15 protein-coding genes are annotated in these 14,875 nt (G+C 55.6%); 7 read left to right on the top strand and 8 right to left on the bottom strand.

The window, feature by feature from the left end:
- The first annotated feature begins 116 nt into the window (after positions 1-116).
- On the top strand, positions 117-962 hold the full coding sequence (locus H2170_05935; GenBank protein ID MCS6299627.1) for an IS630 family transposase: 846 nt from the start codon (positions 117-119) through the stop codon (positions 960-962).
- A 26-nt stretch (positions 963-988) separates the two neighbouring features.
- Here the strand turns inward: H2170_05935 and H2170_05930 are convergent, their stop codons facing one another.
- The 5 genes from H2170_05930 to H2170_05910 all read right to left on the bottom strand — a co-directional run bounded on the left by H2170_05930 (position 989) and on the right by H2170_05910 (position 3,349).
- Complete coding sequence (locus H2170_05930) at positions 989-1,474, bottom strand: hypothetical protein (GenBank protein ID MCS6299626.1); 486 nt, start codon at positions 1,472-1,474, stop codon at positions 989-991.
- Between the two features lie 152 nt (positions 1,475-1,626).
- The gene (locus H2170_05925) at positions 1,627-2,118 is read right to left on the bottom strand and encodes a GNAT family N-acetyltransferase (protein MCS6299625.1); all 492 of its coding nucleotides are present in this window, start codon (positions 2,116-2,118) and stop codon (positions 1,627-1,629) included.
- A 3-nt stretch (positions 2,119-2,121) separates the two neighbouring features.
- The gene (locus H2170_05920) at positions 2,122-2,775 is read right to left on the bottom strand and encodes a DUF4065 domain-containing protein (GenBank protein MCS6299624.1); all 654 of its coding nucleotides are present in this window, start codon (positions 2,773-2,775) and stop codon (positions 2,122-2,124) included.
- A gap of 55 nt (positions 2,776-2,830) precedes the next feature.
- Positions 2,831-2,977 carry a hypothetical protein gene (locus H2170_05915; GenBank protein MCS6299623.1) on the bottom strand — a complete coding sequence of 49 codons (147 nt, stop codon included), beginning with the start codon at positions 2,975-2,977 and terminating at the stop codon, positions 2,831-2,833.
- 150 nt (positions 2,978-3,127) lie between these two features.
- The gene (locus H2170_05910) at positions 3,128-3,349 is read right to left on the bottom strand and encodes a hypothetical protein (GenBank protein ID MCS6299622.1); all 222 of its coding nucleotides are present in this window, start codon (positions 3,347-3,349) and stop codon (positions 3,128-3,130) included.
- 87 nt (positions 3,350-3,436) lie between these two features.
- Here H2170_05910 and H2170_05905 point away from each other — a divergent pair, with 87 nt between their 5' ends.
- The 4 genes from H2170_05905 to H2170_05890 all read left to right on the top strand — a co-directional run bounded on the left by H2170_05905 (position 3,437) and on the right by H2170_05890 (position 7,590).
- Positions 3,437-3,763, top strand: coding sequence for a hypothetical protein (locus tag H2170_05905; GenBank protein ID MCS6299621.1), 327 nt, complete (start codon positions 3,437-3,439; stop codon positions 3,761-3,763).
- Between the two features lie 630 nt (positions 3,764-4,393).
- Complete coding sequence (locus H2170_05900; GenBank protein MCS6299620.1) at positions 4,394-4,741, top strand: hypothetical protein; 348 nt, start codon at positions 4,394-4,396, stop codon at positions 4,739-4,741.
- 314 nt (positions 4,742-5,055) lie between these two features.
- Positions 5,056-5,397 (top strand): hypothetical protein, encoded by a 342-nt coding sequence (locus tag H2170_05895; GenBank protein ID MCS6299619.1) that lies wholly within the window; start codon positions 5,056-5,058, stop codon positions 5,395-5,397.
- Positions 5,398-5,415: 18 nt separating this feature from the next.
- Positions 5,416-7,590 (top strand): DNA polymerase, encoded by a 2,175-nt coding sequence (locus tag H2170_05890; protein ID MCS6299618.1) that lies wholly within the window; start codon positions 5,416-5,418, stop codon positions 7,588-7,590.
- A 170-nt stretch (positions 7,591-7,760) separates the two neighbouring features.
- Here H2170_05890 and H2170_05885 read toward each other — a convergent pair whose 3' ends face one another.
- From H2170_05885 to H2170_05875, 3 genes are read right to left on the bottom strand one after another with little or no spacing between them, the layout of a single operon-like run.
- Positions 7,761-9,119 (bottom strand): DNA integrity scanning protein DisA nucleotide-binding domain protein, encoded by a 1,359-nt coding sequence (locus H2170_05885; GenBank protein MCS6299617.1) that lies wholly within the window; start codon positions 9,117-9,119, stop codon positions 7,761-7,763.
- 35 nt (positions 9,120-9,154) lie between these two features.
- The gene (ndhC, locus tag H2170_05880) at positions 9,155-9,529 is read right to left on the bottom strand and encodes an NADH-quinone oxidoreductase subunit A (protein MCS6299616.1); all 375 of its coding nucleotides are present in this window, start codon (positions 9,527-9,529) and stop codon (positions 9,155-9,157) included.
- A gap of 56 nt (positions 9,530-9,585) precedes the next feature.
- The gene (locus H2170_05875) at positions 9,586-10,668 is read right to left on the bottom strand and encodes a DUF362 domain-containing protein (protein MCS6299615.1); all 1,083 of its coding nucleotides are present in this window, start codon (positions 10,666-10,668) and stop codon (positions 9,586-9,588) included.
- An 86-nt stretch (positions 10,669-10,754) separates the two neighbouring features.
- Here H2170_05875 and dnaG point away from each other — a divergent pair, with 86 nt between their 5' ends.
- Entirely contained in the window at positions 10,755-12,629 is a 1,875-nt protein-coding gene (dnaG, locus tag H2170_05870) for a DNA primase (GenBank protein MCS6299614.1), read from the top strand.
- Between the two features lie 26 nt (positions 12,630-12,655).
- Positions 12,656-14,458 (top strand): RNA polymerase sigma factor RpoD, encoded by a 1,803-nt coding sequence (rpoD, locus tag H2170_05865; protein MCS6299613.1) that lies wholly within the window; start codon positions 12,656-12,658, stop codon positions 14,456-14,458.
- The last annotated feature ends 417 nt before the right edge of the window (positions 14,459-14,875 follow it).

Below are 14,875 nucleotides of genomic sequence, written 5' to 3'. Positions count from 1 at the left end.
GCACTTTTACGGAAAACTTAAATCACATAAGTTGTTTTTAATAAAAAAACCAAAAACCTTTTCGAGGAGGCTCTAGCTGGCTATCGGCTTATCGGCACGGCGGGCACCACGCGCTACTGGAGTCTGACCGAAGCGGTCGGCCAAGGAAGGTGAATGGGGAAGTGATGGAGTGGCTTTATAAAGCAATAACGCTAGGCGATCCTTGCCAATTTCAACTACCGTTTTGCTTGTGGACGCTAAATATAATTCGGGCCGTATTGAAGAAGGAGCATAAAGTTGAGCTGAGCAAAAGCGGCGTCAGCCGCTTACTCGGACACCTCGGATTAAGCCCGCAACGCCCTATCTATAAAAGCTATAAGAGAAATCCGGATGAAATGAAGTGCTACCTGAATACGACCTTCCCTGGATTAAGGGAATTGGCTCTAAAAACCGGCGCACAGATCTTTTTTGTTGATGAGAGTGCCATTCGCTCCGATTCGCACAGGGGAACAACTTGGGGTAAAATAGGGGAGACTCCAGAAGTAGAGGACAGCGGCGATAGATTCAGCCTAAAGCTGATCAGTGCCGTCAGCCCCCGAGGCGACATGCATTTAACATGCTTTGAGGGCTTTATGAATTCAGCCCGATTTATCGAGTTCCTTAAAAAACTACTTCAAGACGCCGAGTGTCCGATTATCGTGATTGCTGATAATGCAAGCTACCACAATTCAGCTGAGGTAAATAGCTTTGTTGCAACACAAAATGGTGAAATCACCATCGCTAACCTACCGCGATACTCACCAGAGGTAAACCCCGATGAACAGGTCTGGAATCACGCCAAGGCTCGACTCTCAAAACTATTTATCATTACTAAAAAAGAATTTAAGCGCTCGATCGTTCAAATAATGAAGGACATAAAGAGCACCTCCGAGTTGATAAAATCGTTTTTCCAAATGAAAAATACGAAGTATGCTGCAATTTGAGTCAACTGCCGAAACTTACGCAACGACTAATATTTTAGATCGGCGGCGCTAAGTTCTTCGTTTTTGACGTTTCTGGTTCTTTTACTTTCAATCCAATATAGGGTTACGCCTTCTTTACCGCGTGCGATAAGTCCGCAGTTCTTCTCTTGTTTATTGATCATCCAGCGGCGCTTGGGGATTGTTTCGATGTTTAAGGGTTTCTTTAATTGAACTACGCGCAAACCAGTGGCGAGCGTGACATAGTTTACTTTCTCTACAACTTCGGCAACTTTTACAACTTTACGCCCGGCTTCGACTAAAAAGGTTTTATCGTCGGAACTAAGCTGGTCTTTACTCAAGTGAATAATACGACCGTCCGCCAGTTTCAGGTCGACGTGGGTAGAGTTCTGGTGAACTAAAGTGGCTTCAACTTTGGTGCCGGTAACAGAGGTCCAGGTACGGGTTTCCGCACGGGCGGAGGTCACGCCAAGAACAAGGGCGAAAGCAAGGGAGAGGATCGTAAGGGTTTTCATGCAGGAAAGAAAAATGGGGGCGTTGGGGATGAGCGAAGCTCAGGGGCCTCAACGCGGGTTCGGTTGTCTTGGTATGTGCTTTTTTGCTCTGTTTGCCAAGTGACCGTTCGTAAAAAAAGCCTCCTTTGCAGGAGGCTTTTTGGGCAACTGTTTTAATTTATCCTGAGTTGGTCCAGAGAGGCCATTAAGTATAATGGCTTTTTAGTGCAGGCTATAAATCCAAATTTTTTGTAGTATGTTGCAAGTTGAGCGTCTTTGGCGTGTAGGGCTAAGGCTTTGATTCCTAATATTTCAGAGGCCAAGGCCGCATTTTTAACTGCGTCTTTAATGAGTCCGGAACCTACACCGACTTTTTGCATTTCTGTTGATACCGCCAATTTGCCCATAAGGGCACTTGGAATACTGAATTTATCAACAAAGCCTTGGAGCACGCCTTGGGTGGCGTCATTTAAGGTTATCAACCAAGACGACAAGGTGTAGTAGCCTAAAATCTTATCGTTGTCGTCTATTAGTCCGTAAGTTTTACAAATACCTAGATTTGCGTATTCGACTGCGCGTTTTTTAATGAATTCGTTTAGTTCTAGATTTCCGCAATCAAAATTCTTGGCGCAATGTTTTGGTGTTACCAGTTTTATGCCAGACATGAGTTACACGGTTTTTTGCTGACGAGCCCTAAGGATTTCGTCGATTTTCCCGTTTTCGAAAACTGAGGGTGTTCTCATAAACTTAATGAGAGCTTCGGAAGCGGGTGCAGCGAGGATACGTTCGATTTCTCGAAACGCAGGCAAGTCGACGGAAAAGCAATGTTCATCGTCATTTGCCAATTTTCCGTTTTGGCGTTTAGTAATTTTTTCTTCAAAAAGTGTTTTCATGGTATTTTCGTTTATGTTCGCAGCTTTGAACCGGTTTGTCATTCGGTGCCACAGTGTTATCGGCCAAGCTTCTTTCCAAGGAGCTTCGTCGTGATTTTCTTGCCTCAATTCTATGGCTGATTTTTCTCCTCGGCCGGTTAAGGCGTAGATAATGGCTGTACGTGTTGTTTCAGGGATTTGTTGAAAAGTGGGTGCGGGTATTGCCGCATTTTCGTAGGCTTTATATTCGTGGTAAACGGCTGGTATTACGGAACCGTGTGGCCAGGCCTCGATTTCGTTTGTGAATGCTCGGGTTTCAAAGAGGGCCAAGTGGTAGCCTTGCGTATCATGAAGCAGTTTCTGGAGCTTCATATTGGATACGTCGTTTATACCCATCTGCTTAGCTTCGTAAAGCAGTGCAGAGGCAACGATTTTCGCTGAAATTGGCATATGTCACTACTGAGCTTATCGGCTCAAAATGTCAAGATTTTAGGTGTCTATCGCTTCAAGTTAACGTGGTACAATTCTGGTCGACCAAAGTGGCTTCAACTTTGGTGCCGGTAACAGAGGTCCAGGTACGGGTTTCCGCACGGGCGGAGGTCACGCCAAGAACAAGGGCGAAAGCATGGGAGAGGATCGTAAGGGTTTTCATGCAGGAAAGAAAAATGGGGGCGTTGGGGATGAGCGAAGCTCAGGGGCCTCAACGCGGGTTCGGTTGTCTTGGTATGTGCTTTTTTGCTCTGTTTGCCAAGTGACCGTTCGTAAAAAAAGCCTCCTTTGTAGGAGGCTTTGGGTAACTGGTTTAATTTATCTGCTGACGAGCCCTAAGGATTTCGTCGATTTTCCCGTTTTCGAAAACTGAGGGTGTTCTCATAAACTTAATGAGAGCTTCGGAAGCGGGTGCAGCGAGGATACGTTCGATTTCTCGAAACGCAGGCAAGTCGACGGAAAAGCAATATTCATCGTCATTTGCTAATTTTTCGTTTTGGCGTTTAGTAATTTTTTCTTCAAAAAGTGTTTTCATGGTATAATCGGTATTTGCGTCCTAGTTGCATTGTGTTGAGGCACCTTCCCCTGGCCGCAGGCGCCGACGAAGAAGGCGCTCAAGGCGGTGGCGGCGGCCGGGTGCGAAGTCCGGCGCATCCGCGCCGAGGTGTTGCCGACGCTCAAAGGCGGCCTGCGCGAACTCTATCGCACCCTCGAACTGCCCGGTACGAACTCGCTCAAGGACGCTCAAGCCGCGCTCGATGCCGCCGTGTTGGTCGCCTACGGCTTCCATCCTGGTCGCGACCTGTTGGCCCAGTTGCTCGCCCTCAACCAAGAGGTCGCCGCCCGGCAGGCCCGGGGCGAAGCGGTCACCGCGCCCGGCTTGCCGTCGGGACTCAGCGCCGTCGAGCGTGATGCCCTGATCACCACCGACTGTATACGCCCGAGCTGAGCGATCGCCGCGCCGACCCGGACTCGAACCGCGATCACCCCGGTTCGAATGCCGATCATCAGGGTTGGAGCGCCGGTGAGCCCGGTTCAAGCGGTAGTGATGGCGGTTCGAACGCTGGACCTCCCGGTTCGAACGGTGGCGAGCGGGGTCTGGACGCTGAGCCTCCGGGTTCGAGCGGCCAGCCTCCGGACTCGAACGTTGGTGATGCCGGTTCGAACGCCGAGGTTCCGGGTTGGAGTGCCGATCACCGCCGTGCTGGCCTCGGTGATGCGGCCGGTTGCCGGCGGGCGACAGGTCCTGCCGGTGATGCTCTGGGTAACCCGCCTGTTCACCCGGCTCGCCCTGATATGGCCTAAAGGCGGCCTTTTTGTTCAGGTTGTCCAGTAGTTTTAATCGGTTTCGGTCTTTTAGTTAGAAAATAATCAGGAATTAAGGGCATGAATATAAGTTGGTTCTGAAAGTTTGTTATAAGTTTAGAATTATACGGTTGTGGTAACCATCCCGTTTCTCGATTAGTGTGAGCTATCCGGCGGCCATTCCATGATCGAGAACCATCTCACAATAAATTGCGGAATGAGTCGGCGGAAAACCTGTACTACCATGCCTAGACAAAGAACCCGGTCAGATACGTTGGAAACTGCTGAAACCCGCTCTGCGGCGATCGGCACCGTCGGGGACGTGCGCCCCTTGGGCGGCGACCTCAGTGTCGCTACCTATAACGCAGCGATTGATGCCACCCGTGCGAAGCTCTCGCGCTACAACGCCTTGCTCAGCGAGGCCGAGATTGCGCGTCGAGAGTTCGATGAGGCTGAATACGAGTTAGCCGATCTCAACGACCGCATGTTGGCGGCGGTGGGTGCGGTTTACGGGCGTAACAGCCAGTCCTACGCCAAGGCGGGCGGCAGGCTTAAATCGGAGCGCAACGCGGGCAGTCGCAAAAAAACACCGACCGTGACCAGCACGGTCGGTGTGAACTAACAGCTCAGTTAAGGCCCACACGAGCCGGGGGAGCGTTGACGCGCTGCCCCGGCTTTTTTGCGCAGTCCTTGTGTCGTGCAGGTTGCACCGCCGGGGCGGTTTGTCGAGGCGGCCTTGCGAATGCGTCTTATCAGGCAGCGCATCGCAGTTTCGGTAGCGGGATGCGCCCGTGGTGACTGGTTGGGTTTGACCAAATCCCTCTGAATGGAACTCTGTTGCCGACTTTTCGATTAAGAGACGCCTCTTTTCCGGACTGTCTAGGGGGCGCATGGCGTCCTCTTATTTTCAAATCCAATAATCCTCCCTCCTGTATTATGTCTCCTACCGTTTACCACATCCTCCATCTTGTTTCCCTCTTCGTGTTGTTCGGCTACACGTTTTACGCCTTCGCGGCGCCGGCCGAGACGCGCAAAAAAGTCCTCATGATCACCGGCATCGCCAGTCTCCTAGTGCTGATCAGCGGCTTTGGTCTCATGTCCAAACTCTACAACAATCAGTTCGCCGCCTGGATGATCGTGAAACTGGTCGCCTGGCTGGGTATCTCCGCGCTGGCAGGCCTGGGCTTTCGTCGCCGGGGTTCGGTCGGAATCTTTGCCGCCGTCGCCATCGCGCTGACCTTTGCCGCTGTGTTGGCTGTGTACGTTAAGCAGTTCTAATCATTTGTATCCGACGCCATGACTGAGCCGCTGTGTGGCGTGTGGGTTGACGATGAGGGCAACGTGCAGGTGTGCGTGGCGACGCCGGATGGCGCGCGCGCAACCCGCACCGAGCGACTCCGGCCCTTTGCTTGGCTCAACGCAGCTGTCGCCTCCACTCCAGCTGAGGGCGTGACGATTGAAGCGTTGGCCGGCCCCGGGCCTTTTAACCGGCTGGCCCACGCGGAAAATCTGGCGGCCTTTGAGGCATTTGTGGGGGCAGCCAAGGAAACCGGTGCCGTTGACGTGGTGAAACCGCTGGAGAGTCAGTTTCTCCTGCAAAACCGCGCGCGGCTTTTCAGCGATTTGAGTTTCGGCCAACTGCGGCGCTGCCAGCTCGACATCGAAACGGCTTCGAGTGACGGGGAATTTAGTGACGCAACCAAAGCCTCCGACTGCGTGCTGGCGATCGGACTGCGCTTCGGTGAGCGCACCCGCCTTCTCGTGCTTGACGAGGTGAGTCCGGCCGGTGAACGACGTTTGTTGGAGCAGTTAAACACCGTCCTGGCCGAAGAGGATCCTGACGTGATCGAGGGGCATAATATCTTCAAATTCGACCTCGATTACCTGCGTCAGCGGGCGAAAAAACTGAAGGTGCCCTGCGCGTGGGGACGCTTCGGGCAGAAGGCGTCGTTTCGCAACAGCCGCCTAAAAGTTGCCGAGCGCTGGATCGACTTTCCGCGTTGCGATCTGCCGGGGCGCACGGTCGTCGACACCTACCTGTTGGTGCAACAGTACGATATCACCACGCGCGAGTTGGCATCGTACCGGTTGAAGGAGGTTGCGGTGTACTTCGGCATCACGGACAAGGCCAGCGAGCGGACTTATTTGGCCGGCGACAAGATTCACGCCGCGTTCACGGAAAACAGGGCGCAATTCCTCGCCTACCTGGCCGACGACTTGCGTGAAACCAAGGGTGTAGCCGATTTGTTGCTACCGACGTATTTCGAGCAGGTGCGTACGTTTCCGATTCTGCTGCAAGAGGCCACGCTGCGTGGCACCACAGGCAAGATCGACCTGCTGTTTCTCGAGCACTATTACCATGCCCGGCAGGCATGCCCGGTGCCTCCCGAGATGGCTGCCTTTGAGGGCGGGTACTCGCGCAGCTTTAAGGAAGGCGTCTTTCGCCACGTCCTGCACTTTGATGTGGCCTCGCTTTACCCGAGCTTGCTGATGGCGATCGGGCGTAACCCGGCCAACGATACGCTGGGCGTTTTCATCCCGTTGCTCACCACGCTGCGCGAGTACCGCCTGCGCTACAAACAACTCGCGCGCACCGCGCCGACCGCCGACGAACGCGCCGAGGCCCAGGCGCGGCAGGCCAGTTTCAAGATCCTGATCAACTCGTTTTACGGCTACCTTGGATTCTCTGGCGCGCGCTTCGGCGACGGAGTGCTGGCCGCAGAGGTGACGCGGCGCGGGCGTGAATTGTTGCAAGCCCTCATCGATGAATTCGGCCGCCACGACTGCACGATCCTTGAGGCCGACACCGACGGCATTTACCTGTCGTCAGAGGCGTTTTTTAACCGCCCCGAGGTGCTGCTGGAAAAAGTCAGCGGGGTGCTGCCGGCAGGTATCGAGTTGGATTATGACGGACGCTACGAGGGGATGTTCTGCTACAAGGCGAAAAACTACGCGCTGTACGACGGCAAGAAGGTCGTCATCCGCGGGAGTGCGCTGCGCTCACGCGGGATCGAACCGTATCTGAAAAAACTGGGCACCCAACTCATTCATTTTCTTTTGGGGGCGAGCGAGAAGTCGCCGCTGGAGTTATTGAACTATTACCGCGCCGAGCTGGCGGCGCGGACCCTGCCCGTGACGGAAGTGGCCAAGGGCGAAGTGCTCAGTATGAACCCCGACGCCTACGAGCGGTTCATCGAAGGCGGAGGGAAACCGAGGCGCGCATCAGCCGAAGCGGCGCTGTTGATGGAGCCCAAGCCGCGCATGGGCGAGCGGGTCAATTATTACATCACTCCGAAGCAAACGGGCAAAACCAGCGACTGGCAGAGGGCTCGGCCGGTGGAGCTCTATGACGCCGTGCAGGCGCCCTACGATCCGGATTACTACCAAGAGAAACTCGACGACTGGCTGGAGCGTTACGGCGGGTTTCTTGGAGTGAAGCCGACCGGCGGTGTCCAGGACGAGCTGTTCTGAGCGGCCTTGAGCCAATTCGTTCTCGTTCCTCTTTCGCTTAATCATTCTCGCTCCGTCCCTGTTCGTTTTTTCAACTATGCTGACGAACGAGAACGATTAAGAGAACGAGAATGAGCTTATTGGGACTGTGGCACAGCCGTTCATGTCTGTGGTTTTACCTTCGACTCTCCTTAACCGGCGGGGCCGAACTTCTTTTCCGTCAGCGGCAGCATCACCCCGCGGCGGAAGAGCGTGACCTGGCCGGTGCTCGATGAGACCACGATCGATATGCACTCGGTTGCCACGGTAATCGCCGCCGCCGCCGCGTGACGGCTACCCAGTCCGCTAGGCAGGACGTGTTCGACATCAGCTGCCTGGATCAAGCTGCCCGCCGATGAGACCACCCCGTCGCCACGAATAATAAAGGCGCCGTCGATCGAAGAGAATTCCTTAACCGTCTCATCCATAAAGGGGTTGAGGATGTTGCGATCCTCCTCTTTGTAGCCGTAAAACGGATTCAGCACGAGTGGCTTGATCAATCGCTCTACCTTGGGGGCGTCGCCCACCACAAAAAGGCATCCAACGGGTTTACCCTCGCGGCCCTCGACCGCCAGCTCGGTGGCAATCGCGATTACGCGCTCCAGAACCTCGGGCTTTACGTCGTCTGGCATCAGATCGGCATGACCGGTGAGGAGCGTTTGAAACTCGCGCTCCACGTCCACGATGACGACCGTATCGAATTGGTTGCTACCGGCGATGCCGCCGACGCAGCATACCCGGTCATTGAAGGAAATCATACCTCGGGTGAGCGCCACAAACATGGCGCTGCGCAACTGGGCCAGGCGGCGAGGCGAATAGGAGCGAACTTGGATGACGCCGACTGAGTTTCCGTCCGACTCGTCAAACTCGACGAGATTACGGGTGACGAGAATGGTTTTACTTTTGGGGAACCAGGCGCCCGGTTCGATCCCGCCAACAAAGGCGTCGCCGAAAACCATGATGGCCCCGCAGCCGGCGCCCTTAGCAACGCGGTCGGCCTCGCGGATCATGAGCCGGTTGATGCGGTTTTGCTGGGCTTGGACCGGCTTGGCGAGGATACCGCCAAAGCCGGCCACCAGTCGATTGAACACGTCGCCGGTGGTGGCCGCATGGCGGACCGCCTGGACGAGTTCATGGTCCTTGAGCAAGCGGGCGATGGAGGCGAGTAACTGGAGGTAGTCGCGGGCCTTTTCGTCCGCCAGCAACATGAAGATGAGGTGGATTTTTTCCTCCTCGACCGTGTTTTCGTTATGGATGCCCCCTTGGCTGCGACCGATGACGAGCACGTAATTGCGGCTCATTTTTACCCGCACGTGAGGCAGGGCGACACCTTCACCCAAGTACGTCGTCATCGTGCTTTCACGCTGCATCAAGCCGCGCAGCAAAGACTCCTGCTTGAGGTCGGGGAACTTATTGGCGGCGACCGCAATCAGCTCGGTCAGCGCACCGCGCATGTCCGTGCTGCGTAAATCTACGATCCGATTCCGGGCGATGATCTTGTCGAGTTTCATCAGGATAAGTCTCGTTCAAGCCTCGCCCGTCGGGCTCACTTTTCCCAGTCGAGAGCGCCCTTGCGCACTTCGTAAAAAAGGCCGAGCACGAGTACGCCGAAGAAGAACAGAATGGGGCCGAGAATGGACAGGTTGTTGGCTAGAAAATCCCGATAAATGAAGGCCCATGGAATCATAAACACCACTTCGATGTCGAAGAGGATGAAGAGCATGACGGTGACGTAGAATTTAACCGAAAACCGCGAGTGCAGCAGCCCGTCGTTTTTAACTCCGCACTCATAAGCGGTGTCGGTGATGGCTGTCTGTTTTTTACGGCGCTCACCCATCAGGTGGCTGACGCCGACAATGAGAATAGCCAAGCCAGCGGCGAGGATAAGTTGGATGAGAAGCGGGAGATACGCGTCGGACATAAGAAAAGTTGTTAAAAGTGGGTGGAGGATACCGTGTGAGACAAGGGCATTTTCAATCAATTGCCAACCGGCACAAACTTTGCGTCGGCGGTCTTGCGTGAACCCACGCCGAGGATCGATGCAAACTCGAGGGTTCGGATGTCCTCTGAAACTGGTTTAAACCCCTCTTGTGTTCGGTAGCGGTTAATCCGTTCGAGCATGAGTGCGTCGAGTAACACCGGGTCTGTTCCAAGCCAGATCAGGGGTTCGGAGACGGTGTAAAGTGAGTTGAACCAAGGGCCGCCGATAAACTGGTATCGCTCCAAGCTGGCGAGGGTGAACATCCAAGTTCCGCGCAACTCGGGGATCGCACTCATCTCGGCAACTGCGGCGGGAGCGCTGGCGGGGCTGCGAAAGAATCGCGCCGTGTTGGAGGCGTTCCAAAGCGTGGCGTTAACCAGCGCGCCGTTCACTCCGAGCACGGCATGGTCTGTGTAAACGGGAAGGTTTATCCAGAAATCGGCGTCCACGAACAGCGGCGTGGCGAGGAAACTTTTACGATCTTCCTCCAGCGATGTCTCCGGATCGAAGGCCTCGGTGCTTTTTTGCACAAGGATCGGATCGAAGCGCGAGGGCAGGGGACTGTCGTAAAACCACACCGGGTCGAAGTAGCGGCCTGACTCGAGCACGTAGATTTGGTGCCCGTCGAAGGCGGATTTTCCTGTGGACAGAGAAGGCAAGTAGCCGGTGTAACGCAGGCGTTGTTGGTTGAGGCCAACGAGGAAAATCTTGTCCTTGGCGTAGCCGCGTTTTTGCAGCGCTGCGATCACCGCCTTGGTGAGTCCCAGTGGCGTGGCGAGCCCTGGGCCTGAGTCGGCGTAAATCTTAATCCCCACCCGGCCTTTTTCACCGGGGGCGATTTTTTGCCCCAAGGAAACCTCGAATTGAGAGATCAATTGTTCGACACGCGCTGCGTAGGTCGAGTCGGAGAAGTTGGGCAAAGTTGCCTGCCATATCACTGGGGATGCAGGCGGAGGTGGGGGGCGAGGCAAAGCGTCGGCCGCCTGTGAACCGGTGGTCCAGGTGGCGAGCACGAGCAGGCGTAAAATGGCGAAGCGGAAGTTGAGCATGAAGCGCGTGGCGGCCGCCAATGAGACCATTGTGGGCGCGCAGGCGTGCAGTTCTTGACACACCCGGCGTCGGGGTAAAAGTGCAAAGTTCGTCTCCCCTAATTCGTTCCTATTTCATGCCCGCCATTAAGCCTACCTGTCTTCGCGATCTTAAGCTTCGCGTGAACATAGTCGATGTGGTGGGGCGGGTGGCGACCCTGCGAAAGGCGGGCTCGCGGTTCAAGGGGCTATGCCCGTTTCATAACGAAAAATCGCCCTCTTTTCATGTCGATCCTGACAAGGGGTTTTACAAGTGCTTTGGCTGCGGCAAGGCCGGCGACATCATCACGTTTGTCCGGGAGACCGAGCAGCTGAATTTTACCGAGGCGATTGAGGCGCTCGGCCAGCGTTTTGGTGTGCCGATTGAGTACGAGGCGGGCTCCGGCGGGCCCAGTCGTGAGGAGCGTTCGCTCAGACAGGAGATCTTCGACATCCACGAAACCGCAGCCGAACATTTTCACCAAACCTTCCGTGCTTCCACCTCCACGGGCACTTGGATGCGCGAGTATTGGACGGGCAAGCGCCGGTTTTCGCTGGAACTGTCCGAGGAATTTAAAATAGGCGCGACCGAGCCATCCGACACCTCGCTTGCAGCCGTGTTGCTCAAGAAAATGCATTCCGAGGAAGCGCTTCGGCAGTGCGGCCTTTTTTTTATGCGTGAGGGCGCCCTGCTCGGGCTCAACTCGCTCAAGCCGAGATTTCGCGGCCGGCTGATGATCCCCATTCGCGACCATCAAGGGCGAGTGGTTGCCTTTACCGCTCGGCAGACCGACCTCACCCCGGAAGACGACCCGGCCCGCGAGGCCAAATACGTTAACTCCCCCGAGACGCCGATTTTCACCAAGGGCAACCTGTTGTTTAACCTCGATCGAGCGCGCAGCCAAGTTGGCGAAGGCAAACCGTTTGTGCTGGTTGAAGGTCAGTTGGACGCCCTTCGCAGTTGGAGTGTCGGCCTGAAGACGGCCATTGCACCGCAAGGCACCTCGATCACCGAGGGGCAACTGGTTTTGTTGCGGCGCTACCACACGCAAGTGGAGTGTTTTTTCGATGGCGATAGCGCAGGCCAGAAGGCCGCGTTGCGCTTCCTGCCCATGGCACTGAAGGCCGGTCTTGAGGTGCGTTTTCTCGGCGGTGCGACCGACACAAAAATCGATCCGGATCTCCTGTTCCTTGAGCGCGGGCTCTCCGGCTATGATGCGGTGAGTAAGGCATCCCTTTCAGCCATAGGTTTCGCCTGCCGGGCTTTTCTGCCGTCGCCGGAAACCGCCACCCCGGAGCAAAAGGCACGGGTCGCCGCCGAGCTGCACGCGCTCATTCTCAATGCCGAGTCCGAGATTGCCCGATCCCAATTCCTCGCTGAAGCAGCCGGGCTGTTGCGGCTGCCGCTCTCGGCTGTGCAAAAAGATTTCGACCAGCAGCGACTCCGCCACGATCGGCTTCAGTCATCCCGACCGCCCTCCGCCGCAGCTGCGGAGGCTTCGGTTGTCGTGCCCGCTCCGCTCATACCAACCAAGGATACGCCTGAGCATCACCTGCTTGTTTTGATCCTCCATTTTGAAACCGTGGGCAGCCCGCTTAGCCGCACACTGCCGCACGACTGGATCGACCTGAGTCACTCGGCCGGGGCCCTGCTCAACCGCTTTCTTGCTGAATTCGAGCAGGATGCTTGGCCGGGTCGTGATCATCTTGATGGTTTGATTGAAACCGAAGCGGAGCGCACCTTGGTGGCGTCACTGCTCTTTGAGTCGCCGCAAATCGATGACCCCGTGAAAGTTGGCAATGAGGCTCTTCGACTCATCCAGTCCCGCGCACTCGATCCGCGCGTTCGGCAAATAGAACTTGCCCTAGCCAAGGGCTCTGCGGACAGTGACTTTGACGCAAATTCTCTCTTTAAAGAACTCCTCGATATTAAGCGACAGCTGCGCGCGCCTTTGAGGCTGCCCGCAGCTTAATCATTTTCCCGATCCCGCCTCATACTATGCCGCGTAAAGCCAAGTCCGTAGATTCCGATACCCATTCCGAAGCCGTCGAGGCTGCCATTGAACGTATTCGCCCAAGTTCGGGTGATGCGGCGTCCCCTGGCGTTGATCTTCCCGCCGGCGGTATCAATGACAAGATTCGCAACCTCATTCGTCTCTCCAAAGAGCAGGGGTACCTCACGTTCGACGACATCAATGAGGCCTTGCCTGACTCGGTCGAAAACCAAGAGGAGATCGATAACGTCCTCTCCATTCTCCAGAATTTGGAGATCGAGATTCTTGAGCCTGACCAAGTGGAGGATTACAAGCAGCGCCAGGAAGAGGCTGAGGAGGAGGAATCGCGTTCCTCGCAACACGACATCCTCGACGACCCGGTTCGCATGTACCTCAAGCAGATGGGCCAAGTTCCCCTGCTTACCCGCGAACAAGAGGTTGAAATCTCCAAGCGCATCGAAAATGCCGAGCTCAAGGCCCAGAGCGCCCTTTTTGAGGCTGCCGTGATCGGCAAATACATTGCGACGCTCGGAGCCAAGTTGATCACCCGCGAGGAGCGTTTTGACCGTGTCGTTATCGATAAAAAGATCGAGAGCCGGGACATCTATTTCAAGGGCCTTCCCAAGCTCGTTGAGTTGACGCAGAAAAACGAAGAGGCCGTCGCCGATTCATGGGAGGAGTTCCTCAAGGCACGTTCTGAGGCGGACCGTAAAAAAATCCTCGCCAAGCACACCAAGCGTGAGGCCACCCTCCGCGCCAATTTCTCCAAGTTCTACTTCAAACTGAAAGTTTATGAGGAGTGGCTCGAGCAGCTTCAGCCCGTGCTCAGCGAGATCGAGCAGCTCGATCAACAGCTCGACCGCGCCAAGCACCCGAAGACCAAGAAGGACGCTGCAATCGACTCGAAGGCGATCAATGTCCGGCTCAAGCAGATTGAGGCCGAGAACCGTATCGCGCCCGATAAATTTTTGGCAGTGGTTCAGCAGACCAACGTCCACGTTCGTGAGGCGCACAAGGCCAAGACTGAAATGGTCGAGGCCAACTTGCGCTTGGTGATCTCAATCGCGAAAAAGTATACCAATCGAGGCCTCTCCTTCCTCGACCTCATTCAAGAGGGTAACATGGGTCTGATGAAGGCCGTGGAGAAGTTTGAGTACCGCCGCGGCTACAAGTTCTCCACGTATGCCACGTGGTGGATCCGTCAGGCCATTACCCGCTCCATCGCCGATCAGGCCCGCACCATTCGTATTCCGGTGCACATGATTGAGACCCTCAACAAGGTCATGCAGGTGCAGAAGCAGCTCCTTCAGGAGTTCGGCCATGAGCCCACCCCTGAAGAGGTCGCCGATGAGATGAACCTGCCCGTCGAGCGCGTGCAGCAGATCATGAAGATGGCCCAGCAGCCCATCTCGCTTCAGTCCCCGGTGGGCGACGGTGACGACACCTCCTTCGGTGATTTCATCGAGGATAAATCCGCCGAGAACCCCTACGACATGACCGCGTACTCGCTGCTCCGCGAGAAGATCATCGACGTGCTCGATTCCCTCACCGAGCGCGAACGCAGAGTTCTCTCCCTTCGCTTCGGTTTGGTCGATGGCTACAGCCGCACCCTTGAAGAGGTTGGCAAGCAGTTCAAGGTGACCCGCGAGCGCATTCGTCAGATCGAGGCCAAAGCACTGCGCAAAATGCGTCACCCGACGCGCATTCGTCAGTTGCACGGTTTCTTCGACGCCGAGCAGATCGACAATGCGCAGAACCTGCTCAAGCAGGTTCAAGCGAACAAGCCGGTCATCCCTCAGACCCCCTGAGCTGCGGCCGTTATGCTTCGCGCTTGCGCCCTAGCGCTTGGCTGCCTGCTTTTGGCGGGTTGTGCTTCCCTAGGGCGTAAAGCCCCCGCCGACATAGCCACGGGGGCAAAGGTGAATGCCATGACCATGGCATTCAGTTCGTCGCTTGTCGTGGGGCGGGTAATTGCAATCGAGCCATCGAGTAAATCAGTACTGGTCGAAGTAAGGGCCTTCACCGTTTTGCCTCCTGATTTTGCTACGCGTATCCTGATTTCGCGGACTGATGACCTGAGACCTACGGCACGCCTCCAGTCTTCATCGTATCTTAGGGGGCGTATCCTCGGCACGCGGCTCATCGCGGGTGCTCCTCATGTCGGAGACGAAGTGATGTGTGCACCCTCTAATCCATGATTTCACTTTCCCCCTTGCGTCGAATCC

The sequence above is a fragment of the Opitutus sp. genome (assembly GCA_024998815.1).
In the GTDB taxonomy this organism is placed as follows: domain Bacteria; phylum Verrucomicrobiota; class Verrucomicrobiia; order Opitutales; family Opitutaceae; genus Rariglobus.
Note: the sequence above shows the minus strand (reverse complement) of the source record. Positions and strands in the feature narration are given on the sequence as shown.